This window comes from Nonomuraea sp. NPDC050680 (genome assembly GCF_040654555.1).
In the GTDB taxonomy this organism is placed as follows: Bacteria; Actinomycetota; Actinomycetes; order Streptosporangiales; family Streptosporangiaceae; genus Nonomuraea.
On record NZ_JBFAIF010000005.1, the window covers coordinates 59,471 to 77,119 of the forward strand.

Consider the following 17,649-nt stretch of genomic DNA (forward strand, 5'->3'; position numbering starts at 1 on the left):
GACCTCTCATTCTCGAGGAGGAGAAGACACATCCGTTCGCGGAGTTGCCACGAATACGCCGTCGAGGAACCCGGCCGGAACCTCTCGAACACGATCAGCACTCTCGAAAGGACCGAACATGGAGCTCCGGATCAACCGGCGCGCTCTAGTCGGACTGGGTGTCGCGGCGGCGTTGACCGCCTCCTCGTTCGCTCTGCTCCGTACCGACTCCGGCGACGCTTCCTCGCACCGCGAGGCGCCGATGATCGCGGGGGACCCGCGTAACGACAACACCGACGTGTACGCCTTCGTCAGCCCCGACAAGGCCGACACGGTGACACTGCTGGCCAACTGGATCCCGTTCCAGGAACCGCAGGGCGGCCCGAACTTCTACACGTTCGACACCAAGTCCCGCTACAACATCAAGATCGACAACGACGGCGACGCCAGGCCCGACATCACCTACCAGTGGACCTTCCGCGATGAGGACCGGCGCGGCAACGCCACGTTCCTGTACAACAACGGGCCCGTCACCTCGCTCCACGACGAGAACCTGCTCTTCCGCCAGCACTACACGCTCAAGCGGATCACCGAAGGCGGCAGCAGAACGCTCATCTCGGACGGCATCGTCGCCCCGAGCAACGTCGGCCCCGCCTCGATGCCCGACTACGGCACGCTGCGCGCCCAGTCCCTCAAGAGCCTCCCGAACGGCGGCAGGGCCTACGCCGGCCAGTCCGACGAGGCGTTCTTCCTGGACCTGCGCGTCTTCGACCTGCTCTACGGCGGCAACCTGTCCGAGGTCGGCCAGGACACCACCAAGGGCTACAACGTGAGCACGCTGGCCGTCCAGGTACCCGCCCACGACCTGGCGCTCCGGGGCGACGCCCGGCGCAACCCGGTGGTCGGCATCTGGTCCACCACGGACAAGTGGCGCCCGAACGGCTACGTCCAGGTCTCGCGCCTGGGCAACCCGCTGGTCAACGAGGTCGTGATGCCGGCCGGTCTGAAGGACGCGTTCAACTCGCTGCCCCCGGCCAAGGACGCCGACATCCCGGCCGTGGTCAAGCGCGTCACCGACCCCGAGGTGGCCAGGCTGCTGGAAGGCATCTACGGCATCAAGGCGCCGGCGACCCCGCGCGGCGACCTGGTCGAGATCTTCCTGACCGGCATCGCCAAGGGCAACGGGCCGATCAAGGCCGACCTGAACTCGCAGACCCTCAACAGGGACGCCGGCAAACTGCGGCCCGCCGAGATGCTGCGGCTCAACATGGCGGTCCCGCCGTCCAAGGACCCCAACCGGCTCGGCGTACTGGCCGGTGACCTGGCGGGCTTCCCGAACGGCCGCCGCCTGTCCGACGACGTCGTGGACATCGCGCTGCAGGCCGTGGCCGGTGCCGCGGTGTCCGGCAAGCTCGTTCCGGGCCTGACGGACAAGGTCGACAAGAACGACAAGCCCATTCTGCAGTCGTTCCCGTACATCCCGCTGCCCAGCAACATGGCCGTGAACCAGCGATGAGCCCCGACCGGCCGGCCTCCTCTCCGGGCCGGCCGGTCCCCTCCGCGGCGGGCCCGTCTCCCAAACTCCCGCCGCCAACCCGGCCGGCCGGCCGTGTCCCCCGTCAGGGCCGGCCGGCCCTCGACCCGTCCGCGCCGACCCCTTCCGATCTCCGGAGCCTTGGATGCGATCCCTCGCCCTTGCCGGTGGCCTCGTCGTGGCCGGCGCGCTGGCCGTCACGGCCTACGCCGTCTACGCCCCGCCAGAGACTTCTCCTGGAACCACGCAGGCCGCGACCTTCACGGAGACGCTGCAGTCCCGCCTGAAGCGCCTGCCCGGCGACTACCGCGCCTGGGCCCAGCTCGGCCTGGAGTACGTCGACCAGGCCAGGGTCACCGGCGACCCGTCGTACTACACCAAGGCCCAAGGCGCCCTGGCCACCGCCGCCCGGCTCAACCCCGCCGACGACGTGGTCCTGACCGGCCAGGCGGCGCTCGCCGCCGGCCGACACGAGTTCTCCGACGCGGTACGGCTGGCGCGGCGGGCCATCGGCGCCAACCCCTACAGCGCGGTGGCGCACGGGGTGCTGGCCGACGCGAAGACGCAGCTCGGCGACCTGAGCGGCGCCTCCAAGGCCGTGGACGCGATGATGGGGCTGCGTCCCGGCGTGGCGTCGTTCGCCCGCGCCTCCTACGCGGCCGAGCTGCGGGGCGACCGGACGGGGGCCCGGAAATTCCTGGAGTACGCCCAGAACGACGCCTACGCCCCGGCGGACGTCGCCTACACCCGTTACTACCTGGGCGAGCTGGCCCTGCACTCGGGCGACCTCGCCGCGGCCGGCGCCTGGTACGCCAAGGCGCTCCAGGCCTACCCCGCCTACACCCCCGCGCTCGCCGGACAGGCCAGGGTCGCGGCGCTGGGCGGACGGACGGCCGAGGCCCTCGATCTCTACCAGCGGGTGGTCGAGCGGCTGCCGCTGTCCCAGTACCTGATCGAGCAGGGCGAGACCCGGATCAAGGCGGGGCTGAAACCGGACTGGACCCTGCTGGAGGCCCAGCGGAAGCTGCTGCGGGCCGCCGGGGTGCGGGACGACCTCACCTGGGCCGAGTTCGAAGCCGATCACGGTGACCCGGCGCTGGCCGTACAACATGCCAGGACCGAGTACGCGCGCAATCCCAACCTCGTCGCCGCCGACGCGCTCGGCTGGGCCCTGTTCAAGGCGGGCAAGCCGCGCGAGGCCCTGCCGTACGCGAAGAAGGCCACCTCGACCGGCTGGCACAACCCGCTGCTCGGCTACCACCGCGCCCGGATCGAGCGCGCGCTCGGCAAGCCCGCGCCCCTGGCCCCGGGCTTCGATCCGTCCCTGCCCGCACTGGCGAGGTTCTCATGAGGGTGCTCCGGCTCGGCCTGCTCGTGGGCCTGCTGTTGTCGATGGGCGTGTCAATCCTGTTCACGACCGCGGCGCAGGCGGAGACGGTGGCCAGGCATCCGCTCGGCAACTTCACCGTCAACCACTACAACGGGCTGCGCCTGCGGCCCGACCGGGTGGAGAACGAGGCGGTCGTGGACGCGGCGGAGCTGCCGACGCTCCAGGCGAAACCGGGCGTGGACGGCTCGTACGCGGCCAGGACCTGCGCCACGCTGGCCGCCGCCCAGCGGCTAACCATCTCCGGTATGGCGGTGCCGTGGCGGGTGTCGGGTTCGGAGTTCGCGTACGCGCCCGGGCAGGGCGGCCTGCAGACCAGCCGCCTCACCTGCGGGCTGGTCGCCGAGGCCCGGGTGTCGGGCGCGGTGTCGTTCACCGACGCGTTCGAGCAGGAACGGATCGGCTGGCGCGAGATCACCGCCGTCGGCGACGGGGTACGGCTGACCCGGTCGTCCGTGCCGTCGGCCAGTGTGAGCGACGAACTGCGCAGGTACCCGCAGGACCTGCTGACCGACCCGCTCGACCAGCGCACGGCCGCCATCACCGTCGGCGGCGCCGCCTCCGCCCTGTCCGGGGGCGGCTCCCCCGGCTCCGGGGGCACGCCTTCCGGGCTCGGCACGATCAGCGTCGGTGGACCGATCGGGGACGCGCTGGCGGCGCTGGACCGGACGTTCACCGGCCTGGTCGGCGCCGACTCGCTCACGGTGCCGCTCGGGCTGCTGGCCGTGGCGTTGGCGATGCTCCTCGGGGCCGGGCACGCGCTGATCCCCGGGCACGGCAAGACGATCATGGCCGCGTACCTGGCCGGGCGGCGCGGCCGGCCGCGTGACGCCCTGGTCGTGGGGGCCACGGTGACGGCCACGCACACGGTCGGGGTGCTGGTGGTGGGGCTGCTGCTGAGCGCGTTCACGGCGCTGGCCGGGGAGTCGGTGCTGGGGTGGCTGGGGGTGGCCAGCGGCCTGCTGATCGCCTTCATCGGCCTGCGCCTGCTCCTGTCCACCCGCCGCGCCACTGGTCACGGGCACGGGCACGGGCACGGGCACGGGCACGGGCACGGGCACGGGCACGGGCACGGGCACGGGCACGGCCACGGGCACGGGCACGGCCACGGGCACGGGCACGGGCACGGCCACGGGCATGAGCACGGTCACAGGCACGAGCGCTCGACGCGGGCCGGGCTGCTGGGGATGGGCGTGGCGGGCGGGCTGGTACCGAGCCCGTCGGCGCTCATCGTGCTGCTGGGGGCGATCGCGCTGGGTCGTACCTGGTTCGGGGTGGCGCTGGTCACCGCGTACGGCCTCGGCATGGCGGCGACGCTCACCGTTACGGGCCTGCTACTGGTCAAGCTCGTCGACCGCCTCGAACGACGCGCCTCACTGGGCCGGGGCTCCCGGCTGTCCACTCTGGCACCGCTGGGCACGGCCGGCATGGTGATGCTGCTGGGCGCGGGCCTGGCCCTCCGCTCAGCCATCGCGCTCTAGCCGAGCCCCAGGACCACCGCGCTCCAGCCCACCCAGGGCCGGCGCCGGCTTACAGGTGCTCCGAGTAGAAGTCGACGAGCCGATCGACGGCGGCATCGACGTACTCGGGCTCGTCGTACATCTCGTAGTGGCCGGCACCTTCGATCACCATAAGATCGACTGGGTTGGGCGCCAGCTTCCACAGCTGCATGCCGGACTCGTAGGAGCCGGTGTTGCCGATGCGTCCAGCGAGGATGACCTGCAGCGGCTGGGTCATGAGCGGATCGACCAGGTGATATGCGTCGTAGCCCAGGAGCAGCGAGTCGCCACGCGCAAGGCGGCGGTTCGTCGAGTGCTCGTTCCCGCCCCGCTCGGTGCGGTAGAAGGTGATCGCCTGGGTCGTGTCGATATCGGACAGGCCGGCCGTGGCGGCATCCTCCAAGGTGTCGGGCAGCCAGTTCACGCGGGTCAGCTCACCGGTGCGGGTTTCCTCGATGCGCGCATCGGCCATGGTATCGAGCGCGACCACCGGGCCGTCCGGCTGGAAGCCGCGGAAGGACGTGCCCATGTTGCCCGGAACGACCGTGCCGACTGCCTTGATGCGGTGGTCCGTACGGGCGGTGTGCACCGCGTAGCCGCCACCGGCGCAGATGCCGAGGACGCCGATGCGGTGCGGGTCGATGCCGGGGATCGTGCTGAGCGTGTCAATCGCGTAGGAGATGTCCTCACCGCGGCGGTAGGGGTCTTCGAGGTCGCGAGGCTCGCCGCCGCTCTGCCCCTGGTGGGCCGGGTCGAACACGAGCGCCGCGATACCCCGGGCAGCGAGGCGGGATGCGTAATTCGCGCCAATCTGTTCCTTCACGCTGCTGCCAGGCGTCGAGAGCACCACGGCGCGCAGCGGCGCGGCTTCCTCGACGTCGTCGGGCAGGTGGAGGTCGGCCGCGAGCTCGATCGGCCCGCGCGGGAGCGTGATGTGCTGAAGCACCTGATTGCACCTTTCGCGTAGGGTTTGTTCGATTGCTGGACCAGTTCAAAGTAGGCTTTAGTACAATATCGAACTAGTTCAGAACTGTACCATCTGTAGAGAGGGCTCGCATGTCGGTCGACGCCGCACAGCTGTGGACGCTGAACCATCGCCTGCTGACCGTCGTGCTGGACGCCTGCAGCGCCGAGCTGGCCGAGCTGGGACTGGAGGCGAAGGAGTTCTTCGTGCTCGCCGAGGTTGCCGCGTCGCCGTACCCGGCCGAGCTGGCGGCGAGGCTGGTGATCCCCAAGGCGAGTGTGACGGTCTACGTGCGCAACCTCGTCGCCAAGGGGTTCATGCGACGTGAGATCGACGACGCGGACCTGCGGCGACACCGGCTCGTACTCACAGACGAGGGCGAGGCGGCGCGGGACCGCGCGCTCGCGGCGCTCGCGGCGGAGTTCGACCGCAGGTTGACGACGATCGTGCCTCGCGATCGCGCCGAGCTGCACCGGATTCTCCTGGCCTTGCTCGAGCCCGCACAGTAGGACCCTCATGAGAAGCCACCCGCCGCGGACTCGGCCCTGCTTCGCGTGCTGATCGCAGCGCGGGCTAGATCTGCCGGCGTCCGCGCCGGGTGGAGGGCAGGTCGTGCCGCCCCGAGACGAACTCCTGGACGGCGATCTTGGCCCTGATCACCGGCCGGCGCCACCGTTCCTCCCGATGCGCGGCCGTGGCCAGCTTCCGCGGCCGCCGCTTCTGGTAGAACAGGTGGGCCCACGGGGACCCGGGCCTGGCCAGCCGCACCGCGCTCACCAGCAGCAGCACGGGCACGAACAGGCCGACTATCCCGGTCCAGATCTTCCCCTTCAACAGGGTGATCACGGCGAGCAGCATGTTCGCGACGAGCAGCGCGCCCGGATTGACCGGGGTCCCGTAGTCGAACGACAGCGGCCGGAGCCCGGTGAGCAGCAGCCCCGTCATCGCGACCGCGATGAACACCGCGTCGACCGAGGTGCGGCCCTCTTCCTCCCAGTACACGTCGTGCAGGTGCAGGATCAGCGCGAACTCGTCCAGCACCAGCGCCGACCCGATCCCGAAGACGGCGGCCGCCGCGGCGTAGGCCACCTGCGACGCCGAGGACACGATCAGCCCGCTGACCCCGCCGATCAGCATGAGCACGACTCCGAACACCACGTGGTGGATGTGCATCTCGCCCACGTTGACGTTGCGGAACCACCCGACCTTCGCCCTGATCAGCCGCACGTTGACGCGGGTGGCCACGAAGGCCCCGATGAGCGCGACGAAGAAACAGAACAGCGGCAGCCGTCCTGTGTCGACAATGCTCAGCTCGAACCAGTTCCCCATGACCTTGAAACCGATGCTACGAGGCCAATCGTCATCCCTTGACCATTTGGGGCGGGAAACGAACTCAGGACAGGAACGCGCGCAGCAGCGCCGCCGTGCCCTCCAGGTGTTCCGCCACTGCTCGGCGGGCCCCTTCCGGGTCGCCCGCCAGGATGGCCGCCACGATCGCCTCGTGCTGGCGGGCGGAGTGGTCGAGGTTCACCTGGAGCATCGGGATGGCGTTGAGCAGGTCGCTGACCCGCAGGCGCGCGTCGGCGCAGGCGGTGGCGAGCAGGGCGGAGCCGGTCAGCTCGGCGATCGAGAGGTGGAAGGCCGTGTCCAGCCGCCGGTAGTCCCCGATGCCCGCCTTGTTGAGTGCCGCGAGCCGGTCGCGCAGGAGGGAGCGCTGGTCGTCGGTCAGCGTGGCCGCCGCCAGCACCGCCGCCGCACCGCATTCGACCGCCATGCGGAAGGTCAGCGCGTCGGTGAGGTCGGCCGTGCCCATGTCGGCCACGACCCTGCGCAGATCGCCGCTCTCCGGCGGGGGCGGGGCGTAGGTGACGAACGCGCCGCCGTAGCGGCCGCGCCGTACGTCGAGGTACCCCGCGTCCTGGAGCGCCCGGATCGCCTCCCGCAGCGTCACCCGGCTGATGCCGAGCTGGACGGCCAGCTCGCGCTCCGGGGGCAGTTTCCGGCCCGGCGCGACCACCCCGAGCTTGATCGCCTGGAGCAGCCGTTCTACCGTCTCCTCAAAGGCGTTTCCTGCCCTGACCGGCCGTAACACCGTCATCAACCGCGCCGAGTCGTCCAACGTGTCCTCAGGTCTTGACAAGCGATCCCCATATGCACATCAATGGTCTAACAGTAGCCCAATTAGCGGGAAAGCGAGCGAACTTCCGTGAGCGAGCGAGGTCTTCCACAACCCGGACCACTGTCCGTCGATGAGTTGCGTGACGAGGTGGCCGCCGGGCGGGTCGACACCGTGCTGCTCGCGCTCGCCGACATGCAGGGCAGGCTGCAGGGCAAGCGCCTGTCGGCGCGTTACTTCCTGAACGAGGTGCTGGGGCACGGCTCCGAGGGCTGCAACTACCTGCTCGCCGTGGACGTGGACATGAACACGGTCGACGGTTACGCGATGTCGTCGTGGGAGCGCGGCTACGGCGATTTCGTGATGAAGCCCGATATTTCCACGTTGCGGTGGGTTCCGTGGCAGGAGGGCACCGTCATGCTCATGGCGGACCTGACCTGGGAGAGCGGCGACGACGTGACCGCCTCGCCGCGGCAGATCCTGCGCGCGCAGCTCGCCCGGCTCGCCGACCGCGGCCTGGCCGCCTTCGTGGGCACCGAGCTGGAGTTCGTGGTGTACGAGGACAGCTACGAGGACGCGTGGAAGCGCGCGTACCGCGACATGTCCCCCGCGAACCTCTACAACGTCGACTACTCCCTTCTCGGAACAGCCCGCATCGAACCCCTCCTTCGCCGGATAAGGCGGGACATGGAGGGGGCTGGGCTGTACGTCGAGTCCGCCAAGGGCGAGTGCAATCTGGGCCAGCACGAGATCGCCTTCCGCTACGACGAGGCGCTGAAGACCTGCGACAACCATTCCATCTACAAGAACGGCGCCAAGGAGATCGCGGCTCAGGAGGGCAAGTCGATCACCTTCATGGCCAAGCCGAACCAGCGCGAGGGCAACTCCTGCCACATCCACATCTCGTTGCGGAGCCTGGACGGCGACCCGGTGATGGCGGGTGACGGCCCCCACGGGCTGTCCGAGCTCGGCGCCCGCTTCATCGCCGGACAGCTGGCCCACATGCGCGAGCTCACCCTCTTCTACGCCCCGAACATCAACTCCTACAAGCGCTACGTCCCCGGCAGCTTCGCCCCCACGGCCGTCAAGTGGGGCGTGGACAACCGCACCTGCTCGCTCAGGCTCGTGGGCCACGGGGAGTCGCTGCGCATCGAGAACCGGGTGCCGGGCGGCGACGTGAACCCCTACCTCGCGGTGTCGGCGCTGATCGCGGCCGGGCTGCGCGGCATCGACGAGGAGCTGCCGCTGGAGGACGCGTTCGGGGGCAATGCCTACGACTCCGGCGCCGAGACCGTGCCGCACACGTTGCGGGATGCGCTGGCGCTGTTCGAGGGGTCGAAGCTGGCGCGTGAGACGTTCGGCGACGACGTGGTGGCGCACTATGCGAACAACGCCCGGATCGAGCTGGCCGCCTTCGACGCGGCTGTCACGGACTGGGAGCTGTTCCGGGGTTTCGAGCGGATGTGAGCAGGATGCGGATCGTCAATCCGGCGACGGAGGAAGTCCTCGCCGAGGTGGAGATGGCCGACGCGGCCGAGGTCGACCGGGCCGTGGAGCGTGCCAGGCGGGCCTACCAGAGCTGGCGCGACGTGGCGCCCGGCGACCGGGCGCGGCTCCTGCGCCGCTTCGCCGACCTGGTGGACGCGCACCGGGAGGAGCTGGCGCTGCTGGAGCTCACGAACTCCGGCCACCCGATCGGCAACGCCCGCTGGGAGGCGGGCGCGGTACGCGACGTGCTGCACTTCTACGCCGCCGCCCCCGAGCGCAACCACGGCAAGCAGATCCCGGTGCCCGGCGGCGTGGACATCACCTTCCAGGAGCCGCTGGGCGTGGTGGGCGTGATCGTGCCCTGGAACTTCCCTATGCTCATCATGAGCTGGGGCGTCGCCCCGGCGCTGGCCGCGGGCAACACGGTGATCGTCAAGCCCGCCGAATGGACCCCGCTGACCGCGCTGAGGCTGGCCGAGCTGGCCCTCGCCGCGGGCCTCCCCGAGGGGGTGCTCCAGGTGCTGCCCGGGGCAGGGGAGGTCGCGGGGGCCCGCCTGGTCGAGCATCCGCAGGTGGCCAAGATCGTGTTCACCGGCTCGACCGAGGTGGGCAAGGAGATCGCCGCCAAGGCGGCAACCCAGGTAAAGCGGATAACCCTCGAACTAGGCGGCAAATCCGCAAATATCGTGTTTGCGGACTCGGATCTGGAAAAAGCGGCGAAAACGGCGCCGTATGCCGTCTTCGATAACTCCGGCCAGGACTGCTGCGCCCGATCCAGGATTCTGGTGCAGGCGGAGGTCTACGACGCGTTCCTGGAGCTGCTGCTGCCGGCCGTACAGAACGTCAGAGTCGGCGACCCGCTCGACGAGAGCACCGAGATGGGCCCCCTGATCAGCGCCGAACATCTGGAGCGGGTGCGCGGCTTCATCGACGGCCCGCCGTACCTGCAGGGCGACTGCCCGCAGGGCAAGGGGTTCTGGTTCCCGCCGACGGTCCTGACGCCGGCGCTCACCGATCGGGCCTTCACCGAGGAGATCTTCGGGCCGGTGGTGTCGGTGGTGCCGTTCGCGGACGAGGCGGAGGCGGTGCGGATCGCCAACGACACGCCGTACGGCCTGAGCGGCTCCATCTGGACCCGCGACGTCGGCCGGGCGCTGCGCGTCGCGCGGGCCGTGGAGGCGGGCGCGCTGTCGGTGAACTCGCACTCCTCGGTCCGCCACTGGACGCCGTTCGGCGGCTTCAAGGAGTCCGGCCTCGGCCGGGAGCTGGGCCCGGACGCCCTCATGGCGTTCACCGAGACCAAGAACGTCTTCATCTCAACGGAGTGACACACATGCAGCGTTTGCACAACCGCGTCGCCGTGATCACCGGTGCGGGCGGCGGCATCGGCCTGGCCACCGCGCGGCGGTTCGCCGAAGAGGGCGCCAAGGTGGTCTGCGCCGACGTCGACGAGGAGGCGGGCACCAAGGCCGCCTCCGAGGTGGGCGGGCTCTTCGTCAAGGTCGACGTGACCAGCGAGGACGACGTCGTCCGGATGTTCCAGACGGCGTTCGACACCTATGGCTCCGTCGACATCGCCTTCAACAACGCGGGCATCTCGCCGCCCGAGGACGACTCGATCCTGGAGACCGGCATCGAGGCGTGGCGGCGGGTACAGGAGGTGAACCTGACGAGCGTCTACCTGTGCTGCAAGCACGCGATTCCGTACATGCGGCGGCAGGGCAAGGGCTCGATCATCAACACCGCGTCGTTCGTGGCGGTGATGGGGTCGGCGACGTCGCAGATCTCCTACACGGCCTCGAAGGGCGGGGTGCTCGCGATGTCGCGCGAGCTCGGAGTCCAGTTCGCGCGCGAGGGGATCCGGGTGAACGCGCTGTGCCCGGGGCCGGTCAACACGCCGCTGCTCCAAGAGCTGTTCGCCAAGGACCCTGAGCGGGCCGCGCGCCGCCTGGTGCACGTGCCGGTGGGCCGCTTCGCCGAGGCGTCGGAGATCGCGGCGGCGGTGGCGTTCCTGGCCAGCGACGACGCCTCCTTCATCACGGGCTCGGAGTTCCTCGTCGACGGGGGCATCTCGGGCGCCTACGTCACTCCTCTTTAGGAAGGGAAGTTGTGGAGCGACCCGTCATCGGGATCACGTCCTATGTCGAGCCTGCCCGCTACACCGTGTGGGAGATGCCGGTCGCCCTGTTGCCGTACATGTACGTGGAGCAGGTGGTCCGGGCCGGCGGGCAGCCGGTGATCCTGCCGCCCGCCGGGTCGCCCGCCCGGCTGGTGGCACGGTTGGACGGGTTGATCCTGGCCGGCGGCGGTGACGTCTCACCCGAGCGGTACGGCCAGGAGCCACACGACCAGACCGGCTACATCAGGAAATTTCGGGACACGGCGGAGTTCGCGGTGATCGAGGCGGCTCTTGACGCTGACCTGCCCTATCTCGGGATATGTCGGGGCATGCAGGTGCTCAACGTCGCACTCGGCGGGACCCTGCACCAGCATCTGCCCGATGTGGTGGGACACACCGGGCACTCCCCCGCGCCCGGCGAGTTCGGCCACCTGCCCATCCGGCCCGTCCCGGGGACCCGCGTCGGCAAGGCGCTCGGAGCCGAGCCGGTGGCCGTGCCGCACTACCACCACCAGGCCATCGACCGGCTCGCGCCGGGCCTCACCGTGTCCGCCGTGGCCGACGACGGCACGGTCGAGGCGGTGGAGCTGGACTCCCGGGCGTTCGCCATGGCCGTGCAGTGGCATCCGGAGGCGGCGAAGGACTGCGCGCTGTTCGAGGCGCTCGTGGCCGCCTGCTGAGCCTCACCCCGGCGCGGCGCTTTTGCCCCCAGGCGGCCGGAGCCGAACGCGACAACTCCCCCATAACGGCACTAGGCTTGCGGACATCACCGACGAAACCGTGCGGGAGAGTGTCCTGGCATCCGGCCAGGTCCCCTGAAGGAGCAAGCCCTCCCCGCGAACCTCTCAAGGCAAAGGACCGCACGGACGAGGTGTCCTCTGGAAAGCAGGCCTGGCGGCCTCGCCGAAGGTGAAAGTCCGGCAAATTACGGGCGAAGCTCTCAGGCACCCATGACAGAGGGGGAGGATGTCTGGCATCCGATCCTGCCCTGAGGTGCGCATATGTCACGTCCTACACCGCTCCGAGACGTCCACGAGAGCCTCGGCGCGACATTGACTGATTTCGCCGGGTGGCTGATGCCGCTCCGCTACGGCAGCGAGTCCGCCGAGCACAACGCCGTCCGCCAGGCGGCCGGGCTGTTCGACCTCTCCCACATGGGCGAGATCTTCGTGACCGGACCTCAGGCGGGTCAGGCGCTCGACTACGCGCTGGTGGGGCACCTGTCGGCACTCGCGCCCGGCCGCGCCCGCTACACCATGATCGTGAACGAGCGTGGTGGGGTGCTGGACGACCTGATCGTCTACCGGCTCGGGGACGAGGAGTTCATGGTGGTGGCCAACGCCTCCAACTATGAAAAAGTCGGGGAAGAACTGAAAAATCGCGCCAAGTCGTACAACGCGGTGGTCGAGGATCGCTCGGAGCAGTACGCGCTGATCGCCGTGCAGGGGCCGCGCGCCCAGGAGATCCTCGCCACGCTCACCGACGCCGACCTCGCCGGGCTCAAGTACTACGCGGGGCTGCCCGGTCTGGTCGACGGACGGCAGGCGCTCATCGCGCGCACCGGCTACACGGGTGAGGACGGGTTCGAGCTGTTCGTGGCCAACCAGGACGCCGTGCCGCTCTGGCACGCGCTGACCGAGGCCGGCCGTCCGTACGAGCTGCGAGCTGCGGGTCTGTCCAGCCGTGACACGCTCAGGCTCGAAGCGGGCATGCCGCTGTACGGCAACGAGCTCGGCGTCGAGCTGACCCCGTTCGACGCGGGGCTGGGCAGAGTGGTGAAATTCGACAAGCCGGGCGACTTCGTCGGCAGGTCGGCGCTGGAGGCGGTCATGGACACGCCGCCGCGGCGCCGGCTCGTCGGACTGGTCGCGCGGGGTCGCCGGGTGCCGCGCCACGGATACCCGGTGACCAAGGACGGCGCCGTCGTCGGCGAGGTCACCAGCGGGGCACCCTCCCAGACCCTGGGCAAGCCCATCGCCATGGCCTACGTCGACAATGGGGCCGACGCAGGTCTGGCCGTGGACATCCGGGGCAGCCATGAACCTATGGACCTCATTGAGCTGCCCTTTTACAGGAGGAACAAGTGAGCAACATCCCAGACGACCTGAGCTACACCAAGGAGCACGAGTGGGTGGCCGGCCTCGACGACGGCATCACCGTGACCATCGGCATCACGGCCTACGCGGCCGAGGCGCTGGGTGATGTCGTCTTCGTGCAGCTTCCGGAGGTCGGCTCGACCGTCGAGGCGGGTGACTCCATAGGTGAGGTCGAGTCGACCAAGTCGGTGAGCGAGATCTACACCCCCGTCGGCGGCGAGATCGTCGAGGTCAACCAGGCCGTCGTGGACGATCCGTCGCTGGCCAACAGCGACTCCTACGGCGATGGCTGGATGTTCCGCGTGCGCGTGGAAGGCGACCCCGAGGACCTGCTCACCGCCGAGGAGTATGCGGCGCTCACCTCAGGCGAGTCCTGACCCACCCGCCGGGGTCCTGCCGGGCCCCGGCCCTTCTGAAGGGCGCCCATCAATGGCGATCAGCGTCTTCGACCTGTTCAAGATCGGCATCGGTCCGTCGAGTTCACACACCGGCGGTCCCATGGCCGCCGCACACAAGTTCGCCCGTGGCCTGCACGACGACGACCTGCTCGCGCGTACGGCCCGCGTCGAGGCGATCCTGTACGGCTCGCTCGGCCTGACCGGCAAAGGCCACGGCAGCGACAAGGCCGTCCTGCTGGGGCTGTCGGGCGAGAAGCCCGAACTGGTCGACGTGGACTCCATCGACGGGCGCCTGGCCGCGATGCGCGAGTCCGGCACGGTCCGGCTCTACGGCACGCAGGAGATCCCCTTCGTCGTGGGCGAGGACCTCGTGTTCGAGCGCAAGATCTCCCTGCCCGAGCACCCGAACGGCATGCGCTTCACCGCCTTCTCCGCATCGGGCGAGAAGCTGCGTGAGAAGGTCTACTTCTCGGTCGGCGGCGGCTTCGTGGTGGACGAGCAGGCCACGGGCGCCGACCGCATCAAGCCCGACGACACCGTTCTGCCCTACCCCTTCACGACCGGCGACGAGCTGCTCAAGCACTGCTCCAACACGGGGTTGTCCATCTCCGCGCTGATGCTGGAGAACGAGCGGGCGTTCGGCCGCTCCGCCGCCGAGATCCGCGCGCAGATCCTGCATCTGTGGCAGGTCATGTGCGAGTGCGTCGAGCGCGGCATCGCCAAGGAGGGCGTGCTGCCGGGCGGCCTCAAGGTCAAGCGCCGCGCGAACCGTCTCCACCGCCGCCTGCAGACCGAGTCGCCGAAGACCGACCCGCTGCACGCCATGGACTGGGTGTCGCTGTTCGCGCTGGCGGTCAACGAGGAGAACGCCGCGGGCGGCCGTATCGTCACCGCCCCCACGAACGGCGCCGCGGGCATCATCCCCGCCGTCCTGACCTACTACTCCCGCTTCATCCCGCACGCCGACGACGACGGCATCGTCCGCTTCTTCCTCACCGCGGCGGCGATCGGCGTCCTGTTCAAGGAGAACGCCTCGATCTCGGGCGCCGAGGTCGGCTGCCAGGGCGAGGTCGGCTCGGCCTGCTCCATGGCCGCCGCGGGCCTCACGGAGGTCATGGGCGGCACGCCCGAGCAGGTGGAGAACGCGGCGGAGATCGGCATCGAGCACAACCTGGGCCTGACCTGCGACCCGGTCGGCGGCCTGGTCCAGATCCCGTGCATCGAGCGCAACGCGGTGGCCTCCATCAAGGCCATCGCCGCGGCCCGCATCGCCCTGCGCGGCGACGGTCAGCACTTCGTCGCCCTGGACAAGGCCATCAAGACGATGCGCGACACCGGCAAGGACATGCTCGACAAGTACAAGGAGACCTCGCGCGGCGGCCTCGCGGTCAACGTCATCGAGTGCTGAGCACCCTGCCGAGTGGTACCATAAAGTTGTACCATTTGACGGGAGGGCTATGTCCATCACTGCCAGCGAGGCGCGCCGCCGCCTGTTCCCGCTCATCGAAGAGGTCAACAACGACCACACCGCCGTGGAGATCGTCTCGAAGAGCGGAAACGCCTATTTGGTGGCCGCGGAAGAGTACGAAGCCCTCCGAGAAACGGCCTACCTGCTACGTGCCCCCGCCAACGCCCGTCGGCTGATCGAGTCGTACCAGGAGGCGGTCGCTGGACGCCACGAGCGCTACGAGCTACTGGACGACGAGGCTCCCCGGTGAAGGTCGCCTTCACCAGCCAGGGCTGGGCGGACTACGTCCATTGGCAGACTGCCGACCGGCAGCTCCTCAAGCGGATCAACCGGCTCATCGAGGACGCTTTGCGCGACCCCTTCCAGGGGATTGGGAAGCCCGAGTCGCTGAAGTACGCGCTCGCGGGCGCATGGTCACGACGCATTACCGAGGAGCATCGCCTGGTGTACCTGCCCATGGACGACGAGATCGTCGTCCTGCAGGCCCGCTACCACTACGAGTAGCAAGCCAGCAGCCGCGTTCGAGCGCGCTCGCGTTCGAAGCGGGTTTGCGCTCGAAGCGGGTTTGCGTTCGAGCGCGCTCAAAGCCATAGCGTCGCCGTCATGACGACACAGACCTGGATCATCACCGGCGCGTCCCGCGGCCTCGGGCGCGCACTCGCGGAGGCGGCGCTCGCGGCGGGCGACCACGTGGTGGCGGCGGTACGCCGGCCCGAGAGCGTGGCCGACCTGAAGGCCGCCTACCCGGACGCCTGCCTGATCGCGACGTTCGACGTCCGGGACACCACCGCCGCCGCGGACCTCGTACGGGACACCCTCGACCACTTCGGGCAGCTCGACGTGCTCGTCAACAACGCGGGCCGGGGCATGGTCGGAGCGGTCGAGGAGATCGGCGACGCGCAACTGCGTGAGCTGATGGACCTGCACCTGTTCGGCCCCGCCGCGCTCGTCCGCGCGGCGCTGCCCGCGATGCACGCGCGGGGCACCGGCACGATCGTGCAGATGAGCAGCCAAGGTGGGCGGATGTCCTTCCCCGGCGTGTCGGCGTACTCCGCGTCGAAGTTCGCCCTCGAAGGCTGGTCCGAAGCCCTGGCCGGGGAGGTCGCGCCGCTCGGGATCCGGGTGATGATCGTGGAGCCCAGCCGGTTCAGGACCGACTTCCACGCCAACGACGTGCTCGAGTTCGTCGAGGAGTCCGAGACCTACCGTGACCTGCTCGCCAACGTCCGCGCGGACATGGCCGGAGCCGACGGCCTCCAGGAAGGCGACCCGGCGCGGGCGGCCGAGATCATCGTGTCCCTCGCGCACAGTGACGAGGTGCCGCTGCGGCTGCCGCTCGGGCGCGAGGCGGTCGAGCGCATCTCGGGCGCGTACCGGCGTGGCCTGGACGAGGTCGAGCGGTGGGCCGAGACCTCCCGCAGCGCCGACTTCGAGGGCGTCCCGGCCTCGGTACGGCCCATCTAAGCTGGCTGTCATGGCCACCGACGAACTCATGACCAGGGCGCTCGAAACGCTCGGGGACGACGGCCCGCTGTCGGTCGAGGCGATCCACCGTCTCACCGACCTGGCCGACGTGCCCGAGTCGATGACGATCGCCGAACTCGCCGACCTGCTCGACATCTCGCCCCACACGCTGCGCTACTACGAGCGGGCCGGGCTGGTCGAGGTGGCCCGCGACGGCAACGGTCATCGCGTCTACGACGCCCAGGCGGTGCGGCGGCTGGTGTTCCTCACCCGGATGCGGCTGTCCGGCATGCCGATGCGCGACCTGCAGCACTACATCTCGCTCGTCGACGCCGGGCAGCACACCACACCCGAGCGGCTCGACCTGCTGATCGAGCATCGCGACACCATCCGCCGCCGGATCCGTGAGCTGACCCTCTCCCTCACGGCGGTCGAGTACAAGATCACCACATATGGAGGCTCGACCGGGCCGGACGTTCAGACCCTCGACGCCGACCGCACCGCGCTGCCGTACGAGCCGCCGCGACGGACACTACCGGCGGACTGAGAGACACCGGCGCTCGCCTGCGGCTTCACCGTGACAGGATCCCGCCCGCGGCTTCGCATCGCAGCACTGTCAGCGGCGGACGTGGACCCGGACCACCGTGCCGACCTCGTCGTCACGGACCTCCCGGCGGATCCGGCCGACGATCTCCTTGTCCAGTTTGTGGACCACCGCGCCGACATCGGCGGAGGAGGGGCAGCAGAGGGAGATGCGCAGGCGGGCGGCATCCCCGACCACGCGGGCGCTGACCTGGGTGAGGCCCTCCACGTCCTTCAGGCCGATGCAGAGCATGGCCGTACCCGTGCCACTACGGCAACCGCGGCGGCCCCACCCCAGGCAGAGCAGCAGCCAGCGGAACGTCACCAACGCCAGCGCCAGCATGACGAGCGCCACCAGCCACAAGGCCCAGGGCTGGTCGGCGATGACCTGGGCAGTGTGGTCCGGCAGCACCTTGGCGCGTGGCGACAGACCCGGCAGCTTGTCCTTACCGCGCAGCCAGGCGTAGCCGCCCAGAAGCAGCAGCAGCGCCCCGACCACGGCCAGGCCGATCCGGTTGCCCGCGTACTGCCGCATCACAACCCCCTCCCGTCGCC

Annotated in this window: 19 protein-coding genes and 1 riboswitch; of the genes, 15 read left to right on the top strand and 4 right to left on the bottom strand. The window is 69.7% G+C overall.

The genetic code is table 11. From position 1 onward, the window contains the following. Window positions 1–118: 118 nt before the first annotated feature. From AB0H88_RS20210 to AB0H88_RS20220, 3 genes are all read left to right on the top strand, one after another. Window positions 119–1,495 carry a DUF4331 domain-containing protein gene (locus AB0H88_RS20210; RefSeq protein ID WP_357646515.1) on the top strand — a complete coding sequence of 459 codons (1,377 nt, stop codon included), beginning with the start codon at window positions 119–121 and terminating at the stop codon, window positions 1,493–1,495. A gap of 163 nt (window positions 1,496–1,658) precedes the next feature. Beyond that, window positions 1,659–2,864 (top strand): tetratricopeptide repeat protein, encoded by a 1,206-nt coding sequence (locus AB0H88_RS20215; RefSeq protein WP_357646517.1) that lies wholly within the window; start codon window positions 1,659–1,661, stop codon window positions 2,862–2,864. After that, the gene (locus tag AB0H88_RS20220) at window positions 2,861–4,381 is read left to right on the top strand and encodes a High-affinity nickel-transporter (RefSeq protein WP_357646519.1); all 1,521 of its coding nucleotides are present in this window, start codon (window positions 2,861–2,863) and stop codon (window positions 4,379–4,381) included. Before AB0H88_RS20215 ends, AB0H88_RS20220 begins: the two co-directional genes overlap by 4 nt. A 49-nt stretch (window positions 4,382–4,430) precedes the next feature. Here the strand turns inward: AB0H88_RS20220 and AB0H88_RS20225 are convergent, their stop codons facing one another. Then, the gene (locus AB0H88_RS20225) at window positions 4,431–5,345 is read right to left on the bottom strand and encodes an alpha/beta hydrolase (protein WP_357646521.1); all 915 of its coding nucleotides are present in this window, start codon (window positions 5,343–5,345) and stop codon (window positions 4,431–4,433) included. Window positions 5,346–5,455: 110 nt separating this feature from the next. Here AB0H88_RS20225 and AB0H88_RS20230 point away from each other — a divergent pair, with 110 nt between their 5' ends. Then, entirely contained in the window at window positions 5,456–5,872 is a 417-nt protein-coding gene (locus tag AB0H88_RS20230; RefSeq protein WP_357646523.1) for a MarR family winged helix-turn-helix transcriptional regulator, read from the top strand. Between the two features lie 64 nt (window positions 5,873–5,936). Here AB0H88_RS20230 and AB0H88_RS20235 read toward each other — a convergent pair whose 3' ends face one another. After that, a complete protein-coding gene (locus AB0H88_RS20235; RefSeq protein WP_357646525.1) occupies window positions 5,937–6,692 on the bottom strand; it encodes a hypothetical protein in 756 nt (251 codons plus the stop codon). Between the two features lie 64 nt (window positions 6,693–6,756). After that, window positions 6,757–7,461 carry an FCD domain-containing protein gene (locus tag AB0H88_RS20240; RefSeq protein WP_357647313.1) on the bottom strand — a complete coding sequence of 235 codons (705 nt, stop codon included), beginning with the start codon at window positions 7,459–7,461 and terminating at the stop codon, window positions 6,757–6,759. Between the two features lie 108 nt (window positions 7,462–7,569). Here AB0H88_RS20240 and AB0H88_RS20245 point away from each other — a divergent pair, with 108 nt between their 5' ends. From AB0H88_RS20245 to AB0H88_RS20295, 11 genes are all read left to right on the top strand, one after another. After that, the gene (locus AB0H88_RS20245) at window positions 7,570–8,946 is read left to right on the top strand and encodes a glutamine synthetase family protein (protein WP_357646527.1); all 1,377 of its coding nucleotides are present in this window, start codon (window positions 7,570–7,572) and stop codon (window positions 8,944–8,946) included. 5 nt (window positions 8,947–8,951) lie between these two features. Beyond that, window positions 8,952–10,295 (top strand): aldehyde dehydrogenase family protein, encoded by a 1,344-nt coding sequence (locus AB0H88_RS20250; protein WP_357646529.1) that lies wholly within the window; start codon window positions 8,952–8,954, stop codon window positions 10,293–10,295. 5 nt (window positions 10,296–10,300) lie between these two features. Continuing rightward, window positions 10,301–11,065: a 3-oxoacyl-ACP reductase gene (locus AB0H88_RS20255; protein ID WP_357646531.1), complete on the top strand. Its 765-nt coding sequence runs from the start codon at window positions 10,301–10,303 to the stop codon at window positions 11,063–11,065. Between the two features lie 11 nt (window positions 11,066–11,076). Continuing rightward, on the top strand, window positions 11,077–11,766 hold the full coding sequence (locus AB0H88_RS20260; RefSeq protein ID WP_357646533.1) for a gamma-glutamyl-gamma-aminobutyrate hydrolase family protein: 690 nt from the start codon (window positions 11,077–11,079) through the stop codon (window positions 11,764–11,766). Between the two features lie 93 nt (window positions 11,767–11,859). Beyond that, window positions 11,860–11,957, top strand: a riboswitch (glycine riboswitch). Window positions 11,958–12,087: 130 nt separating this feature from the next. Next, window positions 12,088–13,173 carry a glycine cleavage system aminomethyltransferase GcvT gene (gcvT, locus tag AB0H88_RS20265; RefSeq protein WP_357646535.1) on the top strand — a complete coding sequence of 362 codons (1,086 nt, stop codon included), beginning with the start codon at window positions 12,088–12,090 and terminating at the stop codon, window positions 13,171–13,173. After that, on the top strand, window positions 13,170–13,559 hold the full coding sequence (gene gcvH / locus AB0H88_RS20270) for a glycine cleavage system protein GcvH (RefSeq protein ID WP_357646537.1): 390 nt from the start codon (window positions 13,170–13,172) through the stop codon (window positions 13,557–13,559). Before gcvT ends, gcvH begins: the two co-directional genes overlap by 4 nt. A gap of 52 nt (window positions 13,560–13,611) precedes the next feature. Then, window positions 13,612–14,988: an L-serine ammonia-lyase gene (locus AB0H88_RS20275; RefSeq protein WP_357646539.1), complete on the top strand. Its 1,377-nt coding sequence runs from the start codon at window positions 13,612–13,614 to the stop codon at window positions 14,986–14,988. A gap of 49 nt (window positions 14,989–15,037) precedes the next feature. Further along, window positions 15,038–15,298 carry a type II toxin-antitoxin system prevent-host-death family antitoxin gene (locus tag AB0H88_RS20280; protein WP_357646541.1) on the top strand — a complete coding sequence of 87 codons (261 nt, stop codon included), beginning with the start codon at window positions 15,038–15,040 and terminating at the stop codon, window positions 15,296–15,298. Next, window positions 15,295–15,552, top strand: a complete 258-nt coding sequence (locus AB0H88_RS20285) for a Txe/YoeB family addiction module toxin (RefSeq protein ID WP_357646543.1) — start codon at window positions 15,295–15,297, stop codon at window positions 15,550–15,552. Before AB0H88_RS20280 ends, AB0H88_RS20285 begins: the two co-directional genes overlap by 4 nt. A 99-nt stretch (window positions 15,553–15,651) precedes the next feature. Continuing rightward, window positions 15,652–16,512, top strand: a complete 861-nt coding sequence (locus AB0H88_RS20290; protein ID WP_357646545.1) for an SDR family NAD(P)-dependent oxidoreductase — start codon at window positions 15,652–15,654, stop codon at window positions 16,510–16,512. Window positions 16,513–16,522: 10 nt separating this feature from the next. After that, window positions 16,523–17,059, top strand: a complete 537-nt coding sequence (locus AB0H88_RS20295; protein WP_357646547.1) for a MerR family transcriptional regulator — start codon at window positions 16,523–16,525, stop codon at window positions 17,057–17,059. Between the two features lie 69 nt (window positions 17,060–17,128). Here the strand turns inward: AB0H88_RS20295 and AB0H88_RS20300 are convergent, their stop codons facing one another. Further along, a complete protein-coding gene (locus AB0H88_RS20300; RefSeq protein WP_357646549.1) occupies window positions 17,129–17,629 on the bottom strand; it encodes a hypothetical protein in 501 nt (166 codons plus the stop codon). Between the last annotated feature and the right edge of the window lie 20 nt (window positions 17,630–17,649).

What these genes read in the sequence shown, in the direction of transcription:
- AB0H88_RS20220 (WP_357646519.1), top strand. Translation starts at nt 2,861, where the DNA reads ATGAGGGTGCTCCGGCTCGGCCTGCTCGTGGGCCTGCTGTTGTCGATG.
- AB0H88_RS20295 (WP_357646547.1), top strand. Translation starts at nt 16,523, where the DNA reads ATGGCCACCGACGAACTCATGACCAGGGCGCTCGAAACGCTCGGGGAC.
- AB0H88_RS20215 (WP_357646517.1), top strand. Translation starts at nt 1,659, where the DNA reads ATGCGATCCCTCGCCCTTGCCGGTGGCCTCGTCGTGGCCGGCGCGCTG.
- AB0H88_RS20250 (WP_357646529.1), top strand. Translation starts at nt 8,952, where the DNA reads ATGCGGATCGTCAATCCGGCGACGGAGGAAGTCCTCGCCGAGGTGGAG.
- AB0H88_RS20290 (WP_357646545.1), top strand. Translation starts at nt 15,652, where the DNA reads ATGACGACACAGACCTGGATCATCACCGGCGCGTCCCGCGGCCTCGGG.
- AB0H88_RS20210 (WP_357646515.1), top strand. Translation starts at nt 119, where the DNA reads ATGGAGCTCCGGATCAACCGGCGCGCTCTAGTCGGACTGGGTGTCGCG.
- gcvT (WP_357646535.1), top strand. Translation starts at nt 12,088, where the DNA reads ATGTCACGTCCTACACCGCTCCGAGACGTCCACGAGAGCCTCGGCGCG.
- AB0H88_RS20255 (WP_357646531.1), top strand. Translation starts at nt 10,301, where the DNA reads ATGCAGCGTTTGCACAACCGCGTCGCCGTGATCACCGGTGCGGGCGGC.
- AB0H88_RS20235 (WP_357646525.1), bottom strand. Translation starts at nt 6,692, where the DNA reads ATGGGGAACTGGTTCGAGCTGAGCATTGTCGACACAGGACGGCTGCCG.
- AB0H88_RS20300 (WP_357646549.1), bottom strand. Translation starts at nt 17,629, where the DNA reads ATGCGGCAGTACGCGGGCAACCGGATCGGCCTGGCCGTGGTCGGGGCG.
- AB0H88_RS20275 (WP_357646539.1), top strand. Translation starts at nt 13,612, where the DNA reads ATGGCGATCAGCGTCTTCGACCTGTTCAAGATCGGCATCGGTCCGTCG.
- AB0H88_RS20230 (WP_357646523.1), top strand. Translation starts at nt 5,456, where the DNA reads ATGTCGGTCGACGCCGCACAGCTGTGGACGCTGAACCATCGCCTGCTG.
- AB0H88_RS20240 (WP_357647313.1), bottom strand. Translation starts at nt 7,461, where the DNA reads ATGACGGTGTTACGGCCGGTCAGGGCAGGAAACGCCTTTGAGGAGACG.
- AB0H88_RS20280 (WP_357646541.1), top strand. Translation starts at nt 15,038, where the DNA reads ATGTCCATCACTGCCAGCGAGGCGCGCCGCCGCCTGTTCCCGCTCATC.